The organism is Corynebacterium lujinxingii (assembly GCF_014490555.1).
GTDB lineage: Bacteria > Actinomycetota > Actinomycetes > Mycobacteriales > Mycobacteriaceae > Corynebacterium > Corynebacterium lujinxingii.
The window spans coordinates 1618588-1643199 of record NZ_CP061032.1 but is presented as its reverse complement, the minus strand read 5'-3'; the positions used below and the strand labels follow the sequence as shown (position 1 = coordinate 1643199).

At 64.3% G+C, this 24612-nt stretch carries 22 protein-coding genes and 1 riboswitch; of the genes, 15 read left to right on the top strand and 7 right to left on the bottom strand.

Annotated features, from left to right (window positions below; all coding sequences use genetic code 11):
- Nucleotides 1–55: 55 nt before the first annotated feature.
- Together IAU68_RS08150 and sucB are read right to left on the bottom strand one after the other, a co-directional pair.
- Complete coding sequence (locus tag IAU68_RS08150) at nt 56–1753, bottom strand: dihydroxyacetone kinase family protein (RefSeq protein WP_171192810.1); 1698 nt, start codon at nt 1751–1753, stop codon at nt 56–58.
- Between the two features lie 69 nt (nt 1754–1822).
- Nucleotides 1823–3859: a 2-oxoglutarate dehydrogenase, E2 component, dihydrolipoamide succinyltransferase gene (gene sucB / locus IAU68_RS08145; protein ID WP_171192809.1), complete on the bottom strand. Its 2037-nt coding sequence runs from the start codon at nt 3857–3859 to the stop codon at nt 1823–1825.
- A 122-nt stretch (nt 3860–3981) separates the two neighbouring features.
- On the opposite strand from sucB, the gene IAU68_RS08140 reads away from it, so the two are divergent.
- Nucleotides 3982–4377 carry an oxidoreductase gene (locus IAU68_RS08140; protein ID WP_171192808.1) on the top strand — a complete coding sequence of 132 codons (396 nt, stop codon included), beginning with the start codon at nt 3982–3984 and terminating at the stop codon, nt 4375–4377.
- A 15-nt stretch (nt 4378–4392) separates the two neighbouring features.
- Here the strand turns inward: IAU68_RS08140 and IAU68_RS08135 are convergent, their stop codons facing one another.
- Nucleotides 4393–5874: a leucyl aminopeptidase gene (locus tag IAU68_RS08135; RefSeq protein ID WP_171192807.1), complete on the bottom strand. Its 1482-nt coding sequence runs from the start codon at nt 5872–5874 to the stop codon at nt 4393–4395.
- Nucleotides 5875–5947: 73 nt separating this feature from the next.
- Here IAU68_RS08135 and IAU68_RS08130 point away from each other — a divergent pair, with 73 nt between their 5' ends.
- On the top strand, nt 5948–7054 hold the full coding sequence (locus IAU68_RS08130; RefSeq protein ID WP_171192806.1) for a branched-chain amino acid aminotransferase: 1107 nt from the start codon (nt 5948–5950) through the stop codon (nt 7052–7054).
- On the opposite strand, the gene IAU68_RS08125 is transcribed toward IAU68_RS08130, so the two are convergent.
- Both IAU68_RS08125 and IAU68_RS08120 read right to left on the bottom strand, forming a co-directional pair.
- Nucleotides 7051–8019 carry a nicotinate-nucleotide--dimethylbenzimidazole phosphoribosyltransferase gene (locus tag IAU68_RS08125; protein WP_171192805.1) on the bottom strand — a complete coding sequence of 323 codons (969 nt, stop codon included), beginning with the start codon at nt 8017–8019 and terminating at the stop codon, nt 7051–7053. The genes IAU68_RS08130 and IAU68_RS08125 overlap by 4 nt on opposite strands.
- Nucleotides 8020–8022: 3 nt before the next feature.
- Nucleotides 8023–8733, bottom strand: coding sequence for a DUF3043 domain-containing protein (locus IAU68_RS08120; protein WP_171192804.1), 711 nt, complete (start codon nt 8731–8733; stop codon nt 8023–8025).
- Between the two features lie 138 nt (nt 8734–8871).
- On the opposite strand from IAU68_RS08120, the gene IAU68_RS08115 reads away from it, so the two are divergent.
- Nucleotides 8872–9216 (top strand): HesB/IscA family protein, encoded by a 345-nt coding sequence (locus tag IAU68_RS08115; RefSeq protein ID WP_070422162.1) that lies wholly within the window; start codon nt 8872–8874, stop codon nt 9214–9216.
- Nucleotides 9217–9283: 67 nt separating this feature from the next.
- Here the strand turns inward: IAU68_RS08115 and IAU68_RS08110 are convergent, their stop codons facing one another.
- Together IAU68_RS08110 and asnB are read right to left on the bottom strand one after the other, a co-directional pair.
- Complete coding sequence (locus IAU68_RS08110; RefSeq protein ID WP_171192803.1) at nt 9284–10267, bottom strand: S41 family peptidase; 984 nt, start codon at nt 10265–10267, stop codon at nt 9284–9286.
- Nucleotides 10268–10341: 74 nt separating this feature from the next.
- Nucleotides 10342–12264 (bottom strand): asparagine synthase (glutamine-hydrolyzing), encoded by a 1923-nt coding sequence (gene asnB, locus IAU68_RS08105; protein ID WP_171192802.1) that lies wholly within the window; start codon nt 12262–12264, stop codon nt 10342–10344.
- A 408-nt stretch (nt 12265–12672) separates the two neighbouring features.
- On the opposite strand from asnB, the gene ctaC reads away from it, so the two are divergent.
- The 12 genes from ctaC to IAU68_RS08045 all read left to right on the top strand — a co-directional run bounded on the left by ctaC (nt 12673) and on the right by IAU68_RS08045 (nt 24611).
- The gene (ctaC, locus tag IAU68_RS08100) at nt 12673–13767 is read left to right on the top strand and encodes an aa3-type cytochrome oxidase subunit II (RefSeq protein WP_231698999.1); all 1095 of its coding nucleotides are present in this window, start codon (nt 12673–12675) and stop codon (nt 13765–13767) included.
- 18 nt (nt 13768–13785) lie between these two features.
- A complete protein-coding gene (gene ctaF / locus IAU68_RS08095) occupies nt 13786–14217 on the top strand; it encodes an aa3-type cytochrome oxidase subunit IV (RefSeq protein WP_171192800.1) in 432 nt (143 codons plus the stop codon).
- 421 nt (nt 14218–14638) lie between these two features.
- Nucleotides 14639–15259 carry an aa3-type cytochrome oxidase subunit III gene (gene ctaE / locus IAU68_RS08090; RefSeq protein WP_171192799.1) on the top strand — a complete coding sequence of 207 codons (621 nt, stop codon included), beginning with the start codon at nt 14639–14641 and terminating at the stop codon, nt 15257–15259.
- 62 nt (nt 15260–15321) lie between these two features.
- Nucleotides 15322–16170 carry a cytochrome bc1 complex diheme cytochrome c subunit gene (gene qcrC / locus IAU68_RS08085; RefSeq protein WP_171192798.1) on the top strand — a complete coding sequence of 283 codons (849 nt, stop codon included), beginning with the start codon at nt 15322–15324 and terminating at the stop codon, nt 16168–16170.
- Nucleotides 16167–17387 (top strand): cytochrome bc1 complex Rieske iron-sulfur subunit, encoded by a 1221-nt coding sequence (gene qcrA, locus IAU68_RS08080; protein ID WP_171192797.1) that lies wholly within the window; start codon nt 16167–16169, stop codon nt 17385–17387. Before qcrC ends, qcrA begins: the two co-directional genes overlap by 4 nt.
- Nucleotides 17387–19018 carry a cytochrome bc1 complex cytochrome b subunit gene (gene qcrB, locus IAU68_RS08075; protein WP_171192796.1) on the top strand — a complete coding sequence of 544 codons (1632 nt, stop codon included), beginning with the start codon at nt 17387–17389 and terminating at the stop codon, nt 19016–19018. Before qcrA ends, qcrB begins: the two co-directional genes overlap by 1 nt.
- A gap of 386 nt (nt 19019–19404) precedes the next feature.
- Nucleotides 19405–19546, top strand: a riboswitch (cyclic di-AMP (ydaO/yuaA leader).
- 13 nt (nt 19547–19559) lie between these two features.
- Nucleotides 19560–20312, top strand: coding sequence for a C40 family peptidase (locus IAU68_RS08070; protein ID WP_171192795.1), 753 nt, complete (start codon nt 19560–19562; stop codon nt 20310–20312).
- A gap of 186 nt (nt 20313–20498) precedes the next feature.
- Nucleotides 20499–21524, top strand: a complete 1026-nt coding sequence (locus tag IAU68_RS08065; protein ID WP_231698998.1) for a C40 family peptidase — start codon at nt 20499–20501, stop codon at nt 21522–21524.
- A gap of 7 nt (nt 21525–21531) precedes the next feature.
- Nucleotides 21532–22647, top strand: a complete 1116-nt coding sequence (locus IAU68_RS08060) for a glycosyltransferase family 4 protein (protein WP_171192794.1) — start codon at nt 21532–21534, stop codon at nt 22645–22647.
- 35 nt (nt 22648–22682) lie between these two features.
- On the top strand, nt 22683–23645 hold the full coding sequence (locus IAU68_RS08055; protein WP_171192793.1) for an ROK family protein: 963 nt from the start codon (nt 22683–22685) through the stop codon (nt 23643–23645).
- Between the two features lie 13 nt (nt 23646–23658).
- Nucleotides 23659–24402 (top strand): lysophospholipid acyltransferase family protein, encoded by a 744-nt coding sequence (locus IAU68_RS08050; RefSeq protein WP_171192792.1) that lies wholly within the window; start codon nt 23659–23661, stop codon nt 24400–24402.
- On the top strand, nt 24399–24611 hold the full coding sequence (locus IAU68_RS08045) for a hypothetical protein (RefSeq protein WP_171192791.1): 213 nt from the start codon (nt 24399–24401) through the stop codon (nt 24609–24611). Before IAU68_RS08050 ends, IAU68_RS08045 begins: the two co-directional genes overlap by 4 nt.
- Nucleotide 24612 lies beyond the last annotated feature (1 nt).

The window sequence follows — 24612 nt, the reverse complement described above, 5'->3', positions numbered from 1 at the left end:
GGCGTTTCGACCACGGACAAGCATAGCGGTGGCGCACCCGGCACGGACCGAGTTATTAGAACTCGCTCACACCCGCTTCGCCGAACAGCCACGTCACCGCGATCGCGCCGGGATCCGGCACGTTCTTCGAGCTTTCGCCAAGGTAGGAGGCGCGGCCCTTCTTCGCCTGCATACCGCGTGTGGCCTTCGCGCCCTCGACGGCGGGGGTGAACACCGCCGCCAGCACTTCGTCGACCGTGCCGTGCTCGCTGAGGGCGTCGGCGGCCTTCGCGGCGGGGGCAAGCGCGTCGATCAGCGTGTTGTCGCCCTCCTTGGCGCCGCCGAGCTCGGTGATGGCATCCACGCCGCGGCGAAGACCGCCCGCGAGCGCGCCACCGAATGTGGCGCCGTCCGCCTCACGGGAATCCACCCCGTCCGCCTCGAACACGTCGGCCATCGCGCGGAAGAACGTGCCGAGCACCGCGCCCGAGGTGCCGCCGGCGCGCACGAGCATGCGGTGAGCGAAGTAGTTCAGCACGTCCGCGTCCGCCCCCTTGATCGGGGTGGTGATGTCGCCGAAGGCGGCCTCCATGTTCTGTCCGAAGTCGCCGTCGCCGGCCTCGCGATCAAGCGCGGTCAGGTCGTCGAAGGATTGCGAGAGCCTATCGACGAACGCGCTCAGCCACGCATTCTCCGCGCCCTCGTCCGGCTGCTTTTCGTCGTCCACCATCACCGCGTCCGCGTATTGCGGGTCGGCCACAATGCCGGGCCAGGCGGGGGCGGCGGTGTCGGCATCGATGAGTTCGGTCAGTTCGTCATCAAGTGCGGTGAGCGTGATGGAAACACCTGCCATGTTCAGCGACGTCACCAGCGTGCCGCGCATCCCACGGCGCACCGTCACGCCGCGCTGCTGCAACTGCTTGAGCGCCTCGCCGAACACGAGGTCGAGCTCCAGCTCGCTGGTGCCTCCCAGGCCGTTGACAAACAGCATCGCGTCAGTCAGCTCGACGCCTGCCTTGTTCAGCGACCCGAGGATGCCGCCGAGCAGCTCTTCGACGAGCGCGCTTGCCGACGTCTCCGTGTCCGTCAGATCCCGCCGTTCCACACCCGGCTCGCCGTGGATGCCTACGCCAACCTCGATTTGGTTGTCCTCCAAATCGAACGTCGCGCGGTCGTTAGTCGGGGAGTGGCCCGCCTGCAGCGCCACCGCCATGCTGCGCGAGCCGTCAGCGGCGCGCTGGGCGATGCGCGCCACCGTTTTCAGGTCGTCGCCGCGTGCTGCCGCTGCACCGGCGATCTTCTCGACGATCACCGTCGCCCCAGTGCCGCGCCGGCCCGGCGAATCGCCGCTGTCGATTTCGGTGGCGACGTCGTCGTCAACAAGCACCTGCTCCACATCTGCCTCGGCGTGGTTCGCCGCCACAGTGAAGTTCATGACGTCGCCGGTGTAGTTCTTCACCACATGCACCACGCCCTTGCCGCGGTCCGCCCACTTGGTGGCCGCGCCAATCTGCACCGCGTTCGGGGAGGTGAACACCAGGCCCGGGCAGGCAGCGTCGAGCATGCCTTCGCCGATGAACCCGGCGTGCATTGGCTCGTGGCCGGAGCCGCCGCCGGAGATGACGGCGACGCGCGGGGCGGGGGTGTCGTCGCTACGCGAAAGCCCCACGAACCCCTCGTCATGCCACTCGGCGCGTGGGTGGGCGGCGACGAGGCCGCCGAGTGCCTCGCGCATGAAACGGTCGGTGGTGTTGCGGAATGATTTGAAAGTCATACTGACAGTGTAAACGCAACAAAAACCCGGCACTGACGTTTTGTCAGTACCGGGTTTTGCTCGGTGGGGTTAGATGTCGAGGTCAGCCTCGAAGTCGCCCTGCTCGATGCGGTCCTTGATCGTGGTGACGAAACGGCCCGCGTCCGCACCGTCGATCAGCTGGTGATCGTAGGTGAACGGCAGGTAGCACATCTGGCGGATCGCGATGGAGTCGATGCCGTCCTCAGTCACGATGACCGGGCGCTTCTCAATCGCGGCCGTGCCCAGGATGCCGGCCTGCGGCGGGGTGAGCACCGGCGTATCAAGCAGCGCGCCCTCGGAACCGATGTTGGTCACCGTGAAGGTCGCACCCGTCAGGTCGTCCGGACGCAGCTTCTTGTCGCGTGCGCGGCCGGCCAGGTCGGTGATCGTCTTCGCGATGTCCGCGAGGTTCATGTCCTGTACCTGCTTGATCACCGGAACGAGCAGACCCATCGGGGTGTCGACAGCGATACCGATGTTGACGTCCTCGTGGTAGGTGATCTCCTTCGCGTCAGCGTCGTAGGACGCGTTCACGTTCGGGTGGGAGACAAGCGCCTCAGCCGCAGCCTTGATGAAGAAGGCCAGGTAGGTGATGTTGGCGCCGTGCTTCTCGACGAACGCCGGCTTGACCTTCTTGCGCAGCTCGGCGATGCGGGTGACATCGACTTCCTGCACGTGGGTGAGCTGCGCGGAGGTCTGCAGCGACTCGACCATCTTCGCGGCGGTGATCTCGCGGATGCGGTTCACACGCTGGGTGGTGCCGATAAGTTCCGCCTTCGCCGGATCCACGGACTTGGTGGACCAGTTTGCGCGCGGACCCTTCGGCTGCTCCGCCTGCTCCTTCGACGCAGACGAGGAAGCAGCGGATGCGGCTGCAGGGGCGCCGCCCTCTACTGCGGCGAGCACGTCCTGCTTGCGGATGCGGCCGCCAACACCGGTGCCCTCGATGGTGTTCAGGTCGACGCCGTGCTTGTCGGCGAGCTTGCGCACCAGCGGGGTGACGTACGGGACGTTGCCGCCGTTATCCACCTTTGCGGAAGCGTTCTTGGAGTCAGCCTTCTTCTCGGCCTTTTCCTCCTTCTTCGGCTCCGGCTTCTTCTCTTCCTGCTTCGGTGCCGGCTTCTCTTCCTCGGCCGGCTCCTCAGCCTCGGCTGCGGCGTCAGCGTCGCCGATGATCACGATGACATCGCCAACCTCGACGGTGTCGTCTTCCTCAGCCAGGATCTCCAGGATGGTGCCCTCGACCGGGGACGGGATTTCGGTGTCGACCTTGTCGGTGGAGACCTCGAGCAGCGGCTCGTCGACCTCGACACTGTCGCCGACTTCCTTCAGCCAGGTCGTGATGGTTCCCTCGGTGACGGACTCGCCGAGCTCCGGCATCTCAACCTTGGTGCCAGCGCCCGAGCTCTTCTTCGGTGCAGCCTTCTCTTCCTGCTTCGGTGCAGGCTCTTCCTCTGCGGCCGGCTCGTCGTCCTCGTCGTCATCGGATGCGGCGACAGCGTCAGCGTCGCCGACGCGAGCGATCACGTCGCCGACCTCAACCGTGTCGTCCTCCTCAGCGAGGATCTCGATCAGGGTGCCCGCAACCGGGGACGGGATCTCGGTGTCGACCTTGTCGGTGGAGACCTCGAGCAGCGGCTCGTCGACCTCGACCTCGTCGCCGACTTCCTTCAGCCAGGTGGTGATGGTGCCCTCGGTGACGGACTCGCCCAGTTCCGGCATCTCGACGTCGGTTGCGTCGCCGGAACCGGAGCCGGAGGACTTCTTCTCTTCCTTCTTCGGAGCCTCTTCCTTCTCCTCAGCCTTCTCGGCCTTGTCGGAGTCGTCGGAAGAAGCCGGTGCCTCGCCTTCGTCGCCAATGACCACAATGACATCGCCGACCTCGACGGTGTCATCCTCTTCAGCCTTGATCTCCAGGATCACGCCGGCAACGGGGGACGGGATTTCGGTGTCGACCTTGTCGGTGGAGACCTCGAGCAGAGGCTCGTCGACCTCGACAGTGTCACCGACTTCCTTCAGCCACGTGGTGATCGTGCCTTCGGTGACTGATTCGCCCAGCTCGGGCATCTCAACTGAGTGCGCCATGTTTTAAAGTCTCCTCATCGAAACGTTGGAAGCTATACGCAATAGAGCGTACCTGTTGCGAGCCACTCTCGTGGGCCAAGGGGTGACCTAAGTTTCTCGACCAGCCCCGTATGATGTGCAACGTGTTCAACCTGTTCGGCAAAGGCAAGAAATCCACGACGTTCAAACCGCCGCGGGCCCCGGGTGAAACTATCCGCCCTGACGACGCACAATACCTGCGCGAATGGGTAGCTGGCAGGGCGTTTGTGGAGGGCTTTGTTGAGCCCGAAACGATGGTCAACGAGATGTCGGTCGTGCTTGTCGACGAGCAGGGAAACTACACCCGACGTCGCATCGGCGGGCCGAAAGGCATCGACATCGTCGCTAACGACTTGGGTATCATGCTCTACGACGTCGAGGAGACAGGCTACCCCGACCGCATGCGCAAGAAGATGGAGCAGGAGCGCATCCTGCGCAAACGGGAAGAGCAGCGCGAACGCCGCGCCAAGTTCGACCGCGGCGAAAACCCGTACTCCTAGTCTGTAGGTGCGCCCCTACTTCGCTGCCACCTGCTGCAGCGTCTCGACGATGGTGCGCACCGGGGCACCGGTGGCGCGCTTCGGGGTGTAGCCCCAGGCACCGCCGCCGTTCCAAGCAGGCCCAGCGACATCGATGTGGGTCCACTCGACGTCTTCCGGGATGAAGCGGGACAGGTAGAGCCCGGCGAAGAGCATGCCGCCGGTTCGCGCGTTATGGGTGTTGCGGATGTCGGCGATGGGGGACTTGAGCTCATCTTCCTGCTCCTCGAGCAGCGGCATGGCCCAGGCCTGTTCGCCGACGCCGCGGCCGGCCTCGGCCACGAGGTCGCGCAGCTCGTCGGAACCCATCACGCCGGCGGTGCGGTTGCCCAGGGCGACCAGCTGCGCGCCGGTCAAGGTGGCGGTTTCAACGAGGTAGTCGGGGTTGTCCTCGCAGGCGCGGGCGATGGCGTCTGCAAGCACTAGGCGACCCTCCGCGTCGGTGTTGATCACCTCGGAGGTGATGCCGCCGTAGTGCGTGATCACATCGCCCGGGCGGGTAGCGGTGCCGGAGGGCATGTTCTCGGCCAGGGGCAGCCAGGCGTCGATACGCGCTGGCAGGTTGAGGCGCGCGGCGGCGGCGATGGCGCCGAGCTGCGCTGCGGAGCCGCCCATGTCGGAGATCATGTCCTCCATGCCGGAGCCTGGCTTGAGCGAGATGCCGCCGGTGTCGAAGGTGATGCCCTTGCCCACGAGCGCGACCTTCTTCGTCGCACCCTCGGGCGCCCAGGTGAGGTGGACCAGGCGCGGGCTTCTCGACGACCCGCGGCCGACCGTAAGAATGCCGCCGAAGCCCTGCTCCTCGAGTGCGTTTTCGTCGAGCACCTCGATGTCCAGGCCCGCGGTCTTAGCAACCTCGCCCATTACCGCGGCGTAGGTCTCGGGGTAGAGGAAGTTCGCCGGGGTGTTGACCAAGTCGCGGGCGAGATTGACGGACTCGGCGATCGCCACAGCCTGCTCGAACTCAGTTTCGTCGGCGCCGACCACGGTGACTTCGGTGGTTTGGGGCAGCTCGGCGTCGGTGTTGTCATCATCAAGCGTGGCGCCGGCAGACTTCAGGCCGTTGTAGACGTAGCCGCCGAGCAGCAGCCCCTCGACAACCGGGCGGACGCCGAACTCCGTGGAGATCGTGGCCTTGTCCAGGCCGTTGAGCGTGCGGGTGGCGTTGCCGACGGCGCGGCGTACGGCCTCGTCGTCGATGTCGGCGGCGTCGCCGAGGCCGAACGTGATGACGAGGGTGTCGTCGACAAGCACGCGCGTCACCTCACCCGTGGTGCCCTTCGCGCCGACAGCGACGAGCGCCTCCAGAAGACCTTGCGGTGCAAGTTGAGTCACCGGCACCTCGATTCCGTCCTCACCGGAAGCGACCGGCACCAACGCCGCAGCTCCGGCAGGGGCGGAACCGGTGACCGCGCGGACGGTCGTGCCGCGGGCGGGAAGCGAGACATCGAACGACATAAACAACACCTTTCTGGCGAAACGGACAGGATTGTCTACCGAGGGTACATAGACACCGAGTAACGTGGACCACATGGCTAACCTCGAATTTGCAATTACCCCGTCCGAAAACCCTGCGTCCGACGCGGAACGCGAGCAGATCCTGAAAGACCCCGCGTTCGGCCAGGAGTTCACCGACCACATGGTCTCCATCGAGTGGAACGAGGAGGACGGCTGGCACAATCCGCAGGTCCGCGCCTACGAGCCGATCTCGCTCGACCCGGCGTCCAACGTCTTCCACTACGGCCAGGCCATCTTCGAGGGGCTCAAGGCCTACCGCCACGCCGACGGCCGGATCACCGCGTTTCGCCCCGAGCAGAACGCGAAGCGCCTGAACAACTCCGCCAAGCGCATGGCGATGCCGGAGCTGCCGGAGGAACTGTTTTTGGAAGCGGTGCGCCAGATCGTGGCCATCGACGAAAAGTGGGTCCCCGAGGCGGGCGGCGAAGCTTCGCTGTACCTGCGCCCGTTCATGATCGGCACGGAAAAGACGCTGGGTGTGAAGCCATCGTCGAACTTTTCGTTCTACATCATCGCCTCCCCGGCCGGCGCATACTTCTCCGGTGGGGTGAAGCCGGTCAGCGTCTGGATCTCCGAGGACTACGTGCGCGCGGCCCCGGGCGGCACCGGCGACGCGAAGTTCGCCGGTAACTACGCCGCATCGCTCATCGCGCAGCAGGAAGCGGCGGCAAAGGGCTGCGACCAAGTTGTATTCCTCGACGCGTGCGAGCGCGAGTACATCGAGGAGATGGGCGGCATGAACCTCATGTTCGTCGAAGGCTCGGGCGAGACCGCGAAGATCATCACCCCCGAACTGACTGGCTCCCTGCTGCCGGGCATCACTCGCAAGTCGTTGCTGCAGGTGGTCAAGGACTTGGGCTACGAGGTGGAGGAGCGCAAGATCACTGTCGACGAATGGCGCACTGGCGCTGAAGACGGCACCATCTCCGAGACCATGGCGTGCGGCACCGCGGCCGTGATCACCCCGGTCGGCCGCGTGCTGAGCAAGCACGGCGAATTCACCATCAACGGCGGTGAGGCCGGCGAGATCACCATGGCGATGCGCGAGCGCCTGCGCGGCATCCAGACCGGTGACGTGGAGGACACCCACGGCTGGAACACCACGCTGATCGAGGCTTAGTTTCCCATCGCCTCGCCGACCAACTCGGCGGCGAGGTTCAACTGCGGCAACGCGGCCAGGGCACCAGCGCCCTGGCCCGTTTTCATATCCAGGGTGAGCACTGGTGTGAGCCCGAGCGCTTCGAGGCAGCCAGCATGCGCGGGTTCCTCGGTGAGCTGCGCCGCCAAGATCCATTCCTTCGTGCCGGGGGCCAGGCGCTCGGCGACGTATGCGGCCACAGCCGCGTAGGTGCTGTCGATGAGCAGAGGCGTGCGACGTGCCGCGGACTGGGCGATGATGCCGGTCAGACACGCCAAATCCGGGCCGGACAATTCCGCGCAGACACGCTCTGTGTCGTTGCGAAAGCCGCGGACCCGAAACATCGCGTCACGGATCGCGGCGACTTTCACCTTCCACACCTCGTCGTTGATTCCGGAGCCGCGCCCGATTGCGTTGACCGGCTCTGTGCGGGTGAACGTGCCGTACACGGCGGCGGCGACAGTCGTGTTCGCCACCCCGATGTCTCCCGGGATAATCAAGTCTGCGCCGGCGTCGATCTCACTGTCGGCGATCTCCGCGCCGGCGGCGAGGGCAGCGGCCCACACGTCCTGGCTGACCGCCGGCTCGGTGTCGATGGCGCCGGTGGGGGTGGCCAAGTAGTCGTCGATAAGCCTGATGCTCGCGCCCGACACGCGCGCAGCCGCGCTCGCCGGACCAGCACCGCGGCGCAGCTGCTCGGCCTGCGCCTCCGCAGCGTCAGATGTCCACGCGGACACCCCGCGCGCGGCGATGCCGTGGTTGCCGGCGACAACAATCGACCGGGCGCGAGTGAACGGCTGCGGCATGTCGCGGCCCTGCGCGGAAGCGACCCACGCGCCGAGCGCCCCCAGCCTGCCGAGTGCGACGCCGCTCGTGGCGCCAGCGAGCGCATCCGCCACCGCGCGGGCATGGGCGCGCTTCGGCGGCTCAACCGGGGGAAAACGCATGGCCTAGACCTTTTCTCCGAGCGCCACCTGCGGCTTCGGCGAGCGCCAGTTGCGCGGCTGGGTCGCGCGCGAGAACGCGTACATGCCCAGGCTGAAGCCGGTCTTGGCGTCTGGGAACTTCTGGCGCACGCGACGGTTGACGCGGAAACCGATGACGAAGCCTTCGATGAAGATCGTGAGGATGAACAGCAGCGTTGCAATGGAAAGGGCAGCAGCCAGACGCGGTAGCCACGTACCCAGGAACATCACGACGACCAGGATCAGCGCGACCGGCATGACGTAGTTGTTGAAGAAGCGCTGGGAATCCACCCAGTCGCGCACGAAGCGGCGCACCTCGCCCTTGTCGCGCTCCATGAGGTAGCGCTCGTCGCCGGAGTCCATCTTCGCCTGCAGTTCGCGGTTGCGAGCGCGGTTTTCGGCGCGGACCTCCTTCTTGTGCGCCTTCCACTCCTCCTTGGACATGGTCTTCTTCAGCTCTTTTTCACGCTGGCGCATCTGCGCGGGGCTGGCGGCGTTCGGGTCGCGCACCACGCCACGCTTGATCTCCTGGTCTAGACGCTTCGGAGTCGGACGGCCCTTCGGCGGGGTGTATCCCTTCGGGTACTGCTTCTCTGCGGGCTCGGCTACCGCGGGTGCATCGTCGCGGCCGGGGAGCTCAATTTTCGACGAGCCCGAGCCGCCCGCCTCTTCATTTTTCTGCCAGGGAAGTTTCACGCCATATAGGCTACAAGGCTGCCGCGACATTCCAATAACCAGTGGGAATACATTGCGCACCGGAGCTGTTACACCGGGCGTGATGGGTAGGCGCGTAGCATGGGCGCCACTCGAACGCGTAGCACGAAGGAGTACCCAATGACTGCACCTACTTCCGCAACCGGTGTGAACCTGACCGAGGCCGCGGCCGCCAAGGCGAAGGCGCTGCTGGACCAGGAGGGCCGTAACGACCTCTCCCTGCGTATCGCTGTCCAGCCGGGTGGCTGCGCTGGCCTGCGCTACCAGCTCTACTTCGACGACCGCGACCTAGACGGCGACAAGGCCGACGAGGTTGGCGGCGTGCGTCTCGTCGTGGACAAGATGAGCGTTCCGTACCTCATGGGCGCCACCATCGACTTTGCCGACACCATCGAGCAGCAGGGCTTCACCATCGACAACCCGAACGCTGGTTCCGCCTGCGCCTGCGGCGACAGCTTCAACTAAGCGCCGTTCGCTTAGCGACGATGAAAGCTCCGCACCATCAACGGTGCGGAGCTTTCTTCTTGCCTTGTTACCGGCAGCCATGCTCCTCGGCGAGCCACGCCAGCGCGTCTGCTTCACCGCCCTCGGTATCGGGACGGATGGGATCCTCCGCGAACGTTTCGCCGGTGCGGGCGCGATCCTTCGCGATGGTGAGCATCAGGTTGCTACCGTCTGGAAAGTCGTAAACCATGTTGGCCGAGGCATAGCCGGCCGTCGGTTCACCGAAGCTGCGCGAGTGCTCCAAGCCGCGGAACGACAACATCGTTGCCTCACCGGACGAGGCGGTGTATTCGTCCACAAGCACAGCGGTCGGCGCGTCCCATTTGCCACCCGCGGTTTCCAGGGCGGTCCCTCCGCCGTCGACCGCGTTACCGCTGACGTTGACCGGCATCGAGCTGCTCGCTGTAACAAATTCGAGCACCTCACCGTCCGGAAGTAGAGGTGAGAGCCCCGCGAGCATTGGGCCCATATCGCCACCGTAGTTACCGCGCAGGTCCACGATAACTCCGCAAACCCCATCGTCCCGGGCTTGGATCAGGCCGCTAGTGAGGGTGTCCGCGTAGGCCTGAACGTCGGCGTGGCGGTCCACTCTTGGCACCGTCGCAACCGCGACGCCGCCACTGACCGCCACGCCGACAGTCTTCGTTTCAGCAACCTCGTCATCGTCGCCAGTGGCTGGCGCGAACAGTTTGGAGTGCTTGCCTCCAGCAGCCTGCACGGCCTTGTTGAGTGCGGGACGGATGTCGTCGAGCGTTTCGGCGTTCTCCGCGGCTTCTCGAGCAGCGGTGCTGGCCTCCGCAAACTCCGCAGAGTCTGCGTAGATGCCCTGGCTGGCGAGATCGAGCACCGTAGAGGTGTAGCGCTTCGGGGTGTCCGTGCCAAAGAACCGAGCGGTGCCGGTGTACATGGCGGTGGCAGTGGGACCGTAGACATACAGGGCGGTAACCGCTGCGAGAGTGAGCGCGACCATTAGGCCGCCGACCGTGAGGAGAACTTTGCGTGCTGTTGACATGCATCTCATCCAACCCGCACACGGGTCGCGGCACCACACCCCTGGCGCTACATTTGAGGTAGTGCAGGCGCTACCTAGAGCTCGACCGGGTAGTCCTTGTGCTCGATCTGCGGGTCGATGCGGTGCTCGACGAAAATGCCGTGCCAGACCATGAAGGCCAGCACCGTCCACAGGCGGCGGGAGTGGTCGGAGACACCGTCGCGGTGCTCCTTGAGCATCTCCAGGACCTGGTCCTTGGCAAAGATGTCGTCGGTAAGCGACTCGCGGATCGTGTCCTGCGCCCAGCCGAAGAGCTCGTCGCCGGCGAGCCAGTGGCGCATCGGAACCGGGAAGCCCAGCTTCTTGCGGTGCAGCACGTGCGGCGGGACGATCTGCTCCATCGCCTTGCGTAGCGCGTACTTGGTGGTGCCATTCGCGATCTTTTGATCGAAGGGGATCGTCTGGGCGACCTCGAAGACCTCCTTGTCCAAGAACGGCACACGCAGCTCGAGCGAGTTCGCCATGTTCATCTTGTCGGCCTTGACCAGAATATCGCCGCGCATCCAGGTAAACAGGTCGAGGTTTTGCATGCGCGCCACCGGGTCCATGTCGGTGGATGCGGCGTAGATCGGCGCTGTGACCTCGCGGTGGTCCCACTCGCGCTTCGCCCACGGCAGCACACGCTGGAGCTGATCGAAGTTAAAGGAGCGGGCGTTGCCGTAGTAGCGGTCCTCCATCGGGGTCGTACCGCGCTCGAGTAGGCTCTTGCCCTTCATGCCATCCGGCAGGACGCGGCTCAACCGATTCAGACCCTTGTTCAGCGCGCTCGGCAGCTTCTCAAAGGGCGCGAGCGACAGCGGTTCTTTGTAAATGGTGTAGCCGCCAAACAGCTCGTCGGCACCCTCACCGGAGAGCACCACCTTCACATGTTTGCGGGCCTCTTGCGCGACGAAAAACAGTGGCACCAGCGATGGGTCTGCGACCGGGTCGTCGAGGTACCACATGATCTTCGGGATCGCGTCCGCGTACTCCTCGGGGGAGACGATCTTCACGATGTGCTCCACACCGATCGCCTCCGCCGACTCCGCAGCCACGTCGACCTCCGAGTACCCCTCGCGCTCGAAACCGGTGGTGAACGTCAAAAGATTCGGGTTGTGGCGCTTCGCCAGTGCGGCAATCGCGGTGGAATCGATGCCGCCGGAGAGAAAGGATCCGACGGTGACGTCGGCACGCATGTGCTTTTCCACGGAACCCTCCAGCGCGCGGGCGATCCTGTCGTAGAGGTCCTGCTCCTTGCCCTTCGGCACCGGCTGGGAATCGAAATGCGGCTCGAAGTAGCGGTCGGAGTGGACCTTGCCGCCCGGCTTGATGGTCACCGTGCAGCCGGACTCCACGCGGCGGATCTCCTCGTGCAAGCTTTCCGGCTCCGGCACGTACTGCAGATCCACATAGTGCTCAATTGCGCGGCGATCAAGGCCCAGGCCTAGACCGAGCTCGTCTGCCATCTCCAGAATCGACTTCTTCTCGGAGGCGAACACAGTGCCCTTGTCGGTGGTGGCGTAAAACAGCGGCTTGATACCGAACTGGTCGCGCGCGGCAAACATCGTCCTCGTCTCGGTGTCCCAGATGACGAAAGCGAACATGCCGCGAAGGTGCTCGACCACGTTCGCGCCCCAGTGGTGGTAGCCGACCACAATCGGCTCGCCGTCGCCCTCGGTGTTGAAGGCGTAGCCGGCGGCCTGGAGCTCTTCGCGCAGCTCGACGTAGTTGTAGATCTCGCCGTTAAAGGTCAGTGCGTAGCGTTCCGGATTGTCGGCCGGTCCCCAGCGCAGCGGCTGGTGGGAGTGCTCGATATCGATGATCGCCAACCGGTTAAAGCCGAACACGGCGTCGCCGTCGTTCCAGGTGCCCGCGGCATCCGGACCGCGGTGGTACATGCATTGCAGCGAGCGACCCACAGCGTCGGTGAATTCGGGGGCGTCGCCGCGGGCAGTCAGCAGGGCAAGAAGGCCGCACATTCTGTTTAAGAACCTCTCCTATATATAAGGTGCGCCGGCGCTCACGCGCGCGGCACCGTAACGTCCATCTCAACAATAGGGTTTTGGTCCGAAAACCCGTGAACCGCGCACGGTGCGGGGTGTCCATCTTTTGCCGTGCCCCATAAGGGGGCCAACTAATGGATGAAGAATTACGGGCTCCACACGTGCGACACTTGGGCCCACTCCGAAGTGGAACGTAATGCCCAGTAAGCGGGGCTGATTAAGGCGTCGGGGCGAAGGGCTGGGGTGCAGGGGGTCGTCGAGAAGCGTGAATGGCTCCGGGATTGAGTGGGGGAGAACTGTTTGAACTATTCTGGCCCCGTAGGAATGTTCTGCCATCGGCATGGGCATTCGATGGTTCTAGTGTGGACAGGAAGGCAAACACACGTGGAAAAGGAAGTTAAGCGCGGATTCGCCAAGAAGGCTGCCGTCGCCGGTTCGCTGCTCCTCGGAAGCTTTGCGCTGACGGGCTGCGACGTTGCACCCCCGGAGTCGGTCGCGCGCATCCTCGACATGGGCTGGCCGGACCCGGTCACCCCGGAAGGTACCCAGATGTACAACTTCTGGGTGTGGGTCTGGGTCGCGGCCTGGATCATCGGCATCATTATGTGGGGCCTGTTCCTCATGTCCATCGTGCGGTGGAACCACAAGGCCCGCACGAAGCAGGGTGCAGGCGAATTCCCGAAGCAGCTGCAGTACAACGTGCCGCTCGAGCTCGGCCTGACGATTCTCCCGATCATCATCGTGATGGTCCTGTTCTTCTTCACCGTCCAGGCCCAGACGCGCACCACGGCGCTGGATAAGGACCCGAAGGTTACCGTCGACGTCACCGGCTACCAGTGGAACTGGAAGTTCGGCTACGCCGAGGTGGCAGGCGACCTGACCGCCAACGGCCAGGACTACGACGGCTTGGACGCCGAGCGTCAGGCCATCGCCGAGAAGACTAAGACGGATCCGGAGGACATGCACAACGCGAACCCGATCCACGGCTCCTCGATGGGTGACCTGTCCTACCTCAACTTCAACGAGATCGAGACCGTCGGTTCCACCGAAGAGGTTCCGGTGCTCGTGCTGCCGACCGACACCCCGATCGCGTTCCGTCTGGCCTCCGGCGACGTGAACCACGCGTTCTGGGTTCCGGAGTTCCTGTTCAAGCGCGACGTCTACGCGCACCCGGAGAACAACCAGCAGCAGCGTGAGTTCCAGATCGAGCGTATTGAGGAAGAGGGCGCATTCGTCGGCCGCTGTGCCGAGATGTGCGGTACCTACCACGCGATGATGAACTTCGAGGTCCGTGCCGTGAGCCCGGAGAAGTTCGAGCAGTACATCGAGTACCGCCGCCAGAACCCGGAGGCCCCGAACTCTGAGGCGCTCAGCTCCATTGGTGAGGCACCGTACGCAACCTCCACCCGCCCGTTTGTTACCGAGCGCGACGGTTCGCGCGACGGCAACAACACCGTCGATCCGAACGCGACCGTTTAAGAAAGAGAGAACGTAGCCATGGGAACCGGTTCAAAAGTTTTCTACGCCATTGGCACATTCCTTGCCCTGATGGCAGTGTTCTACATCCTCGCAACGGCGTGGATCGGCGAGGACGCCTACCTCTTCGGCGTCGAGTGGATTGGCGCCGTGGGCCTCGTGCTCGCAGCGGTGTTCTCCTTCATGCTCGGCGGCTACCTCAACATCACTGAGGCCCGCCAGGACGTCCTCCCCGAGGACTGGGAGGAAGCCGAGATTGAAGACGGCGCTGGCGTGCTGGGCTTCTTCTCGCCGAGCTCGATCTGGCCGTTCACGATGGCTGCCGCGATCTGCTTCCTCGGCCTCGGCATCGCCTTCTGGCAGCTCTGGCTGATCGCCTTCGGCGCGATCATGCTGATCTGGGCTACCGCACAGCTCAACCTGCAGTACGGCATCCCCAAGGAAAAGCACTAAGTGACGAAACCCCGTGACCTTCCCGGGGTGCAGCCGAGAACGCCCCTTCCGGAACATCCCGGAGGGGGCGTTTTCGTGTGCAAATGGGCCGGGGGTCAATCGAAAGTTTAGGTCCGAAGCGGGGGACGGCTGGCGGTGTGAGTTCGGCCACATCCGGGAACTATTCTGACGCGGTGAGCGTCGCTTCAAACGCGCGGTTTCGGTGATTGAAATGACGACCGAAATCGGGCGGAGTTGTGAGACGACGCAATGACCTGCGTCGATAAGTGTCGGATGTGAGGGTGAAAAAGTTCCCGCAATTTCAAAAAAGTTTTTGCGTACACCTTTGTTTGTGAACTGCGCAGGTTGAGCGCGCGTTCACAGGGAAAAGGCGGGGGTGAGTGAGATGAATATCAGGGACAAATAGGGGATAATCGCATCCGTGACGACCGCAATTTCAAACCCAAATACGGCGAGCCCGCAGAATCGCCTTCCGGCGCTGAACCGGCCAAACATGGTCAGCGTCGGAACGATCGCGTTCCTCGCCCAAGAGCTCATGTTCTTCGCCGGCTTGTTCGCGATGTACTTTACGTCGCGCGCAAACGGCCTCGCCGCAGGTGACTGGAGCAATCAGACGGCCCACCTGAACGTCCTGTTCGGTGGCATCATCACCGTCGTCCTGATTGCTTCCTCGTTCACCTCTCAGTTCGGCGTGTTCGCTGCAGAACGAGGTGATGTCTTCGGCCTGCGCAAGTGGTTCACCGTGACCGTTGTGCTGGGCGTCATCTTCCTCGGCCTCGTGGCCTTCGAGTGGACCGAGATGGTTACGGCCGGCGTAACGCCGCAGTCCTCCGTCTTCGGCTCGGTGGTGTACATCATCACCGGCTTCCACATGGCGCACGTGACCGCGGGCATCATCGCGTTCATCATCGTTCTGATGCGAGTGTCCAAGTCGAAGTTCACCCCGGCGCAGGCAACTGCCGCCATGGTGGTTTCGTACTACTGGCACTTCGTCGACGCGATCTGGGTCGGCGTGTTCATCACCCTGTACCTCGTCCAGTAGCCCACACCCCGGGGAACCCCGGGTAGCAGATGTGTTCTGAAAACTCGTAAATAAGGAACAAAATGGAAAACTCACCAAACAAGAAGCGTCGCGCACGGAAGACGCAGCGCACCCTTGCTGGTGCCGCTGCGTTGACGCTGGGCTTGTCCGGCGCGGGTCTGCTCGCTTCTGCGCTGACCCCGAACGCTCAGGTGGCCACCGCACAGCGTGACGACCAGGCCCTCGTCCAAGAGGGCAAGGAGATTTACGACGTTGCCTGCATCACGTGCCACGGCGCGAACCTGCAGGGCGTCGCGGACCGCGGTCCGTCGCTGATTGGTACCGGCGAAGGCGCCGTGTACTTCCAGGTCAACTCCGGCCGTATGCCGATGATGTCCAACGACGCGCAGGCCGAGCGCAAGCGCCCGCGTTACACCGAGAACCAGGCCCTCGCACTCGCTGCGTACGTCGCAGCGAACGGTGGCGGCCCGGAGATCGTGTACAACGACAAGGGCGAAGTGGCCAAGGAAGAGCTCCGCGGCAAGAACTACGACGGTCAGATCCAGGCTGAGGACGTCGCCCGCGGTGGCGAACTGTTCCGCTTGAACTGCGCGTCCTGCCACAACTTCACCGGCCGCGGCGGCTCGCTGTCCTCCGGTAAGTATGCGCCTCACCTTGATCCTGCCAATGAGCAGGAGATCTACCAGGCCATGCTGACCGGCCCGCAGAACATGCCGAAGTTCTCCGACCGCCAGCTCTCCGCCGACGAGAAGAAGGACATCATCGCCTTCATCAAGTCGACGAAGGAAACCCCGTCGCCGAGTGGCTGGTCCCTCGGTGGCCTCGGCCCGGTTTCTGAAGGTATGGCGATGTGGATGATCGGTATTTCCCTGGTCGCCGCCGTTGCTATGTGGATTGGATCCCGTTCATGAGTGAAGTGAAGAAGAATTACACGACTGAAGAGCTAGACCGCATGAACAATGCGGAGCTCGCCGCACTTGGCACGGAGCTTGACGACGTCACCGTCGCCTACCGCAAGGAGCGCTTCCCGGTCGAGGGCGATCCCCGCGAGAAGTCCGCAGAGCGCGGCATCAAGATCTGGCTGACCCTGGCCGTTCTGTCTGCAATCGCGTTCCTCGGCGTTTACCTGTTCTGGCCGTGGCACCCGAAGTTCCACGGCGACGAGGGCCTGTTTGTTTACACCCTTTACACCCCGCTGCTGGGCCTGACCGCCGCGTTGGCGTTCTGCTCCCTCGGCGTGTCCATCGTCCAGTACGTCAAGAAGTTCGTGCCGGAAGAGATCGCGGTGCAGCGTCGCCACGACGGCCGCTCCAGCGAGCTTGACCGCCGCACGACCACCGCGCTGCTGAACGACGCGTGGGAGACTTCGACGCTTGGTCGTCGCAAAGCCCTGAAGGGTCTGCTCGGCACCGCCGGCGTGCTCACCGGCCTCATGGTCATTGCGCCGCTGGGCGGCATGATCAAGAACCCGTGGAAGGTCCGTCACGAGCTGGACTACCACGGTGACGGCACCCTGTGGACCCACGGCTGGACCATCCAGGACAAGGGCGTGAAGGTCTACCTGGGCCGCGACACCGGCGCGATCGCCGAGCTGCACAAGGGGGAGGCCGGCTCGCACTACAGCACCGCTGGCGTGTCCCGCCTGGTGCGTATGCGTCCCGAGGACCTCGCAGCCGCCGCCATGGAGACTGTCTTCCCGCTTTACCCGGAGGACGTCAACGACGGCGCGGAGTACGACCCGAAGCGCGACGTGTACGAGAACCACATGCACTCGATCCACGGCCCGCGTAACTCGGTCATGCTCATCCGCCTGCGCTCGCAGGACGCCAAGCGCGTCGTCGAGCGTGAAGGTCAGGAAGATTTCCACTACGGCGATTACTACGCCTACTCCAAGATTTGCACGCACATCGGTTGCCCGACCTCGCTGTACGAGGCTCAGACCAACCGCATCCTGTGCCCGTGCCACCAGTCGCAGTTCGATGCCCTGCAGTACGGCAAGCCGATCTTCGGTCCGGCCGCCCGTGCTCTGCCGCAGCTTCCTGTGACGGTTGACGAAGACGGTTACCTCATCGCCAACGGGAACTTCATTGAGCCCGTCGGCCCGGCATTCTGGGAGCGTCAGTCCTAATGAGTACGAAACTTGCACAAGCCGCGGACAACGCGGATTCCCGCTACACGATCGCGGGCGTGCTGCGCCCGCAGCTCAACAAGGTCTTCCCGACCCACTGGTCGTTCATGCTCGGTGAGATGGCGCTGTACAGCTTCATCATCCTGCTGCTGACCGGTGTCTACTTGGCCTTGTTCTTTGACCCGTCGATCACCAAGGTGATTTACGACGGCGCCTACTTGCCGCTCAACGGTGTGGAGATGTCTCGCGCTTACGCAACCGCGCTTGATATTTCCTTCGACGTGCGCGGCGGCCTCTTCGTTCGTCAGATGCACCACTGGGCTGCACTGATGTTCATGATGGCCATGTTCGCGCACATGATGCGCATCTTCTTCACCGGCGCGTTCCGTCGCCCGCGTGAGGCGAACTGGCTCATCGGTGTCACCCTGGTGCTGCTCGGCATGATCGAGGGCTTTATGGGTTACTCCCTGCCGGACGACCTGCTCTCCGGCGTCGGTCTGCGCATTATGTCCGCGATCATCCTGGGTCTGCCGATCATCGGTACCTGGCTGCACTGGGCGATCTTCGGCGGCGACTTCCCGTCGGATCTCATGCTGGATCGTTTCTACATCCTGCACGTGCTGATCCTGCCGGGCATCATCCTCGCGCTGATCGCAGCTCACCTGCTGCTCGTCTGGTTCCAGAAGCACACCCAGTTCCCGGGCCCGGGCCGCACCGAGAACAACGTTGTCGGTGTTCGCATCATGCCGGTGTTCGCTACCGAGGCAATCGGCTACATGATGTTCGTGTTCGCAGTGCTCGCTGCGATGGCTGGTCTGACCACCATCAACGGCATCTGGAACATTGGCCCGTACAACCCGTCGCAGGTCTCTGCTGGTTCCCAGCCGGACATCTACATGCTTTGGACCGACGGTGCGGCGCGTGTCATGCCGGCGTGGGAGCTCTACATCGGCAACTACACCATCCCGGGCGCCTTCTGGGTTGCCCTGCTGTGTGGCCTGCTGGTCGTTCTGCTGTTTACCTACCCGTTCATCGAGAAGAAGATCACTGGCGACGACGCGCACCACAACCTGCTGCAGCGTCCGCGTGACGTTCCGGTGCGCACCGGTATCGGCGTCATGGGCCTTGTCTTCTTCCTACTGCTGACCATCTCGGGTGGTAACGACCACGTGGCGCACTTCTTCCAGATTTCGCTGAACGCGATGACGTGGTTTGGCCGCATCGGCCTCATCGTTCTGCCGCCGCTGGCGTTCTTCATCACCTACCGTCTCTGCATTGGCCTGCAGCGCTCCGACCGTGAGGTGCTGGAGCACGGCATCGAGACCGGTGTGATCAAGCGCCTGCCGAACGGTGCGTTCGTCGAGATTCACCAGCCGCTCGGCCCGGTGGACGCAGACGGCCACCCGGAGCCGCTCGAGTACGCGGGTGCCCGTGTGCCGAAGCAGATGAACCAGCTCGGTTTCGCAGACTCCGAGACCATCGGCAAGTTCTCGCCGGCAGAGCTCGGTGTCACCGAGCGTGTCCGCGACGCAGAGGAGCAGAAGCACCACGAGGCCGTCGAGACGCTGCGCGCGCTCGAGGCCACGAAGGACCGCTCCGACCGCGACGCCACGCACGACAACGCTGAGTAAATAGCGGTCGCGAACGCCCTTTCCCGGACGCCGGGAAAGGGCGTTTTGCTTTGTAACAAACTGGTTACCAAGGCGGTGTGTGGAAGGTCACAGAGAGTAACCCTTTGGGGCTGCCTCTAGTTTTACGTCCCGGTGCGATCGTTTGCGCTGGTCGACAAAGGCCCAGGTAGCGATGTGTAAACGGCGGCATATGTCGTGGAGCACGCGTGTGTCGTCGTCAAGGAAATGGCCACTGATTCAACAACGATTTGTTGATAACGGATTTGTAACGGCGTGTTGGTTGGACACCTTCGTTGCCGTTTCGTAACCTGTTCGAGACATTGCGACAACAGCCGTTGGAAGCATGGATCGAAAACAACATATGAGCCGTAACCCAGACGCGGAGATCGCACAGCGCGTTCGAGGCCGATAGGGGACCGGGGAACCGCAGCGGAGGCCTTCCTCCCGTGGGGCGTGTGGCCGATTCGGCCAAGGGCTAATTCTCAACACCCCGCCCGACAGCTAACCCGGTTGGCGAAGAGAAGATATGGAGAAACCTAAAGTGGCAAAGCACCGTCGCCAGACCAACACCGCAGCACGCGCTGCAGCGGCAACCACCGCTCTCGCAGCTGGCGCTGCGCTCATCGCGCCGGCCGCCGCCTCCGCAGCAGAGGTCCGCGTCCCCAACACCCCGATCGCAGTTCAGGTCCCGGGTATCGAGACCGTTCCGGGCATCGCAGCCATCCCGGGCATCGACGCGTGGGTCCCGTCCCTCAAGGGTGCTTCTGCGGACGGCGATGTCCGCGCAGCGATCGCACGCGTTAAGGCGCTGCCGGGCGTGAACAACGTCCCGGGCTTCAATGACTTCATCGCGAACGTCGAGAAGCAGGTTCTGCCGGCTCAGGCAGCGACCAGCTACTCCGCACCGGCCGCTGCGCCGAAGCCGAAGCCGGCTCCGAAGCCGCAGCCGTCTTTCGGCGAGCGCGTCGTGTCCATCGCGCAGTCCAAGATCGGCTCCCCGTACGTCTACGGCGCAGCTGGCCCGAATGCCTTCGACTGCTCCGGCTTCACCTCCTGGGTTTACGCGCAGGCCGGCAAGTCCATCCCGCGTACCTCTCAGTCCCAGGCGTACTCCGGCCAGCAGGTTTCGCTGTCCAACATCCAGCCGGGCGACATCGTCGTGTACTACGGCGGCGCATCCCACGTCGCGATCTACGCCGGCAACGGCCAGATCATCGACGCGCTGAACTCCGGTATCCCGGTGGGTTACCGCGATCTGCACATGATGCCGATCCACTCCGTGGTCCGCTTCTAAGCGCATCCACATCGTGCCCCGGTTCCGCCTCGCGCGGGTCGGGGCGTTTCGCATTTCGGAGCACTTAGGTCACGCCAGTCACACCTGTTACGACCTGGAGGGAAGCATGGGCATATTGCTTGGCGACGACCCCTCCACCCGCTATAGTTTTCTTGTTCTCACACCTAGCGCGAAGAGGTTTTGACCGTGGGTAAGCATTCGAAAACATCCCGACGTTCCCACTCTGGGAAGTGGGCCGCAGCTGTCGCTGCCGGCGCCGTCCTGTCCAGCGGTATTGTCCCGGCGCACGCCGATGACATCGATGCGCTGATCGACGAGATGGAAGAAATCTCCCACGAGGCCACCGCGAAGGCCGAGGAGATCAAGGGCCTGGAGGACAAGATCGCCGCCTCCGAGAGCAAGGTCGACGACGCGAGCAAACGTGCCGCTGATGCGAAACGCGAACTCGCTGATATCCAGACGGTCAGCGATGCGAAACGGAAAAACGTCGGGGATATTGCGCAGTCTCGCTACCGCATACCGAAGTCCGAGGCGATTTTGACCACGCTCGACTCCGGCAACCCGCAGGAAGCGATTGACCGTTCGGCGTACCTCGGTGCGCTGACCCGGAAGTCGCAACAGGCTCTGAGCGATCTCGAAAACGCCAACCGTGCAGCTGCCGAGAAGTCGAACTCCGCCAACATTGCCGTGGCCGAGGCCCACCACGTGCGCAATGAACTGCAGAACCAGCGCAAGAAGCTGGAGCGTGAGCGCGAGGACCTGGACCGCAAGGTCGAAGACATCGAAGCGCGTGTCGACGCCCTGAGTGAAGAGGACCGCCAGCGCTGGATCACTAAGGACAACCCCGTCAGCGGCGCAGATCTGCCGGGCGTGGACTCCGGCGTTGTGGCCGCGGCGATGGCGCAACTGGGCAAGCCGTACGGCTGGGGTTCGGCTGGCCCGGATGCATTTGACTGTTCCGGCCTGATGGTGTGGGCCTACGCGCAGAACGGCATCGGCATTCCGCGCACCTCCCAGGCACAGTTGGCCGGTGGCACCCCGGTGTCGCTGGACGCGCTGCAGCCGGGCGACATCATCGGCTATTACCCGGGCGTAACGCACGTGGGCATGTACATCGGCGATGGCATGGTGGTGCATTCCTCGGACTACGGCATCCCGGTCCAGGTGGTGCCGGCGAACTCGATGCCGATCCAGGGGGCCGTGCGCTACTAGCGAAGACATGACCACCCTGCTGGTAACCAACGACTTCCCGCCGACTGTCGGCGGGATTCAGTCGTATTTACGGGACTTTGTCGACGAGGTCGTCCGCCGCGGAGGCGCAGGCACCATCGTGGTGCTCGCCTCCGTGCAAAACGCCGAAGTGGTACGGGCATGGGATGCGGCGCAGCCTTACGAGGTGATCCGGTACCCACGCAAGGTCATGCTGCCTACACCCGCACTGAAACGCGAAATGGTGCGCATCATCAAGGAACGCGGCATCGACACCGTGTGGTTTGGTGCGGCCGCACCGCTTGCCGTCATGGGCAAAGCAGCGAAGCAAGCCGGCGCGCGACGTGTTGTGGCCACCACCCACGGCCACGAGGTCGGCTGGGCGAAGTTGCCAGTCGCACGCGGGGTGCTGCGCCAGATCGGGCGCCACGCGGATGTGGTCACGTACATCTCGCGCTACACCATCGACCGGCTTCGCCCCGTGATCGGCGACGGACTCGAGTACGTCAATCTGCCCTCCGGCGTGGACACTGATTTCTTCGCACCCGCCACCGCGGCCGGGCGCGCCGCAACGCGCGAGTGGCTTGGCGTGGGTGACGCGCCGCTGGTGGTGTGCTCGTCGCGCCTGGTCGCGCGCAAGGGACAGGACGTGTTGATCGGTGCGCTGCCGGGGATTCGTCGATATGCGTCAGGTGCTCATTTAGTCATCGTGGGGGAGGGGCCGTACGAGGCGCGGTTGAGGCGCCTCGCCGCTGCGGTGCCCGGGGTGGCATTCACGGGCCGGGTGCCGCGCGAGACGTTGCGCGACATCGTCGCCGCCGCCGACGTGTTCGCCATGCCAGCGCGCACCCGCCTCGGCGGTTTGGACGTGGAGGGGCTCGGCATCGTCTACCTCGAGGCGCAGGCCTGCGGGGTGCCGGTCGTCGCCGGCCAGTCGGGCGGCGCACCGGAGACGGTGACAGATGGCACGGGCATCGTCGTCGACGGGCGCGACACCGCCGCCGTCGCCTCCGCTATCGTGCGGTTGCTTGACGACGACACCCTCCACGCCGGCAGAGCCCACGTCCAACAGGCGTTTTCCTGGGATGTCCTCGGCGACCGGCTGTACGGCGCGCTGACGGGTTAGTGCCCGCGCATGTGTGGGGCATAAGCTGTGCGCTTATGACAACGCAACGAGGAGTAGGGCCACTGACAGTCGGCTTCGACATCGGCGGCACCAACGCCCGCGCGTCGGTGGTGGCACCGGACGGGTCAATCCTCGACTCGGTGAGCACCCGCACCCCGCACGACGGCGACGGGCTGACCCGCACCATCGTGGAGATGGTCGGCGGGCTGCGTCGGAACTACGACATCGACGCCGTCGGCGTGGCCGTGGCGGGCTTCCTCGACCCCGAGTGCGAGATCGTGCGCTTCGCCCCGCACTTAGCGTGGCGGGACGACCAACCAGTGCGGCGCGACCTGCAAGACGCGCTCGGGTTGCCCGTGCGCCTCGAGCATGACGCGAACGCCGCGGCCTGGGGCGAGTACAGATTCGGGGCGGCGCGCGATGCCGAGACGTGGGTGTTTTTCGCCGTCGGCACCGGCATCGGCGCAACACTGATGAACAACGGCGAGATTTACCGCGGCGCGTTCGGCACCGCACCCGAGTTCGGCCACATCACCGTCGTGCCGGGCGGGCGCGTGTGCTCGTGCGGCAAGCAGGGATGTCTCGAACGCTACGCGTCCGGCACGTCCCTGGTCGATTGCGCCATCGAGATCGCGGGCAACGGTGGCTACAGGGGGTCGGAGCTGTACCGTGCGGTCGTCGAAAAGCGGGCGAGCGGCCACGACATCATGGCGGGCGCTCGCGACGGCGACGAGCTGGGGCTGGCGGCGTTGGACAGTTTCTCCGCGTGGCTCGGGCGCGGCCTGGCAATGGTGTCCGACATTCTCGACCCGTCGCTCATCGTGCTCGGCGGAGGCGTCAGCGAGGACGCGGACCTGTTTCTCGACGACGCTAAGGCATCGATGTCATCCAACATCGTCGGCGCCGGCTACCGCCCGCTGCCCGAGGTGGTCTGCGCGGAGCTGGGGGCTCAGGCGGGTATGATCGGTGTCGCTGATTTGGCCCGCCAGCTGCGATAAAGACGGAGAACTGATGCAAAACAAGTGGTATTCGCTGTTTAAGGCCATCTTGGGCCCGCCGCTTCTGGTCTGGAACCGCCCGCGCATCCACGGCGCGGACAACATCCCCGACGAGGGCGCCGCGATCCTGGTCTCCAACCACCAGGCGGTGATGGACTCGTTCTACCTGCCGTTGATGGTGCGCAGGCAGCTGACCTTCCCAGCGAAGAAGGAGTACTTCACCGGCACCGGCATCTCCGGGCGGATCCAGAAATTCTTCTTTTCCTCGGTGGGCCAGATCCCCGTCGACCGCAGTTCGAAGGACGCCGGCGACACACTCCAGGACGCCGCCGAGTCGGTGCTGGCGCGCGGCGACCTGTTCGGTATCTACCCGGAGGGCACCCGTTCGCCGGACGGCCGGGTGTATAAGGGGCGCACCGGCATGGCACGCATCGCTATGGCGACGGGCCAACCGGTGATCCTCGTCGGTATGATCGGCTCGGGCAAGGCCAACCCGATCGGCACGACGATCCCGCGCCCTGTGAAGGTGGAGATCAAGATCTCGAAACAGATCGACCCGCACGCGTGGGCGGCCGACAACGGCTACGACCCGGACTCGCGCGAGGTCATGCGCCCATTTACCGACTACTGCATGCGGCACCTCGCCGAGCTGGTCGGTGTCGACTATGTCGATGTCTACGCCTCAGACGTGAAGAAAACGCTCGCGGAAACCGGCGCATACCCCGCCGGCGCGGAGCCGAAGGAGTCGTCGCTGTGAATAAACCGCTGCTCATCCGTGTCGGCCTCGTGTGCCTTGTCGTCGCGGTCTACCTCGTCGCCTCGGAGCAAGGGTGGTACCCGAAACTCGCCGGTCCGCTCGCCGTGCTCGCCGTGGCCGCCGTGATGTTCTGGCCGCGCCGAGGCGCCGACAAGGGGCCGTCGAGACGCGAAATGCTCGAGGACATTCGGGCTGAGGAGCGTCAGTAGG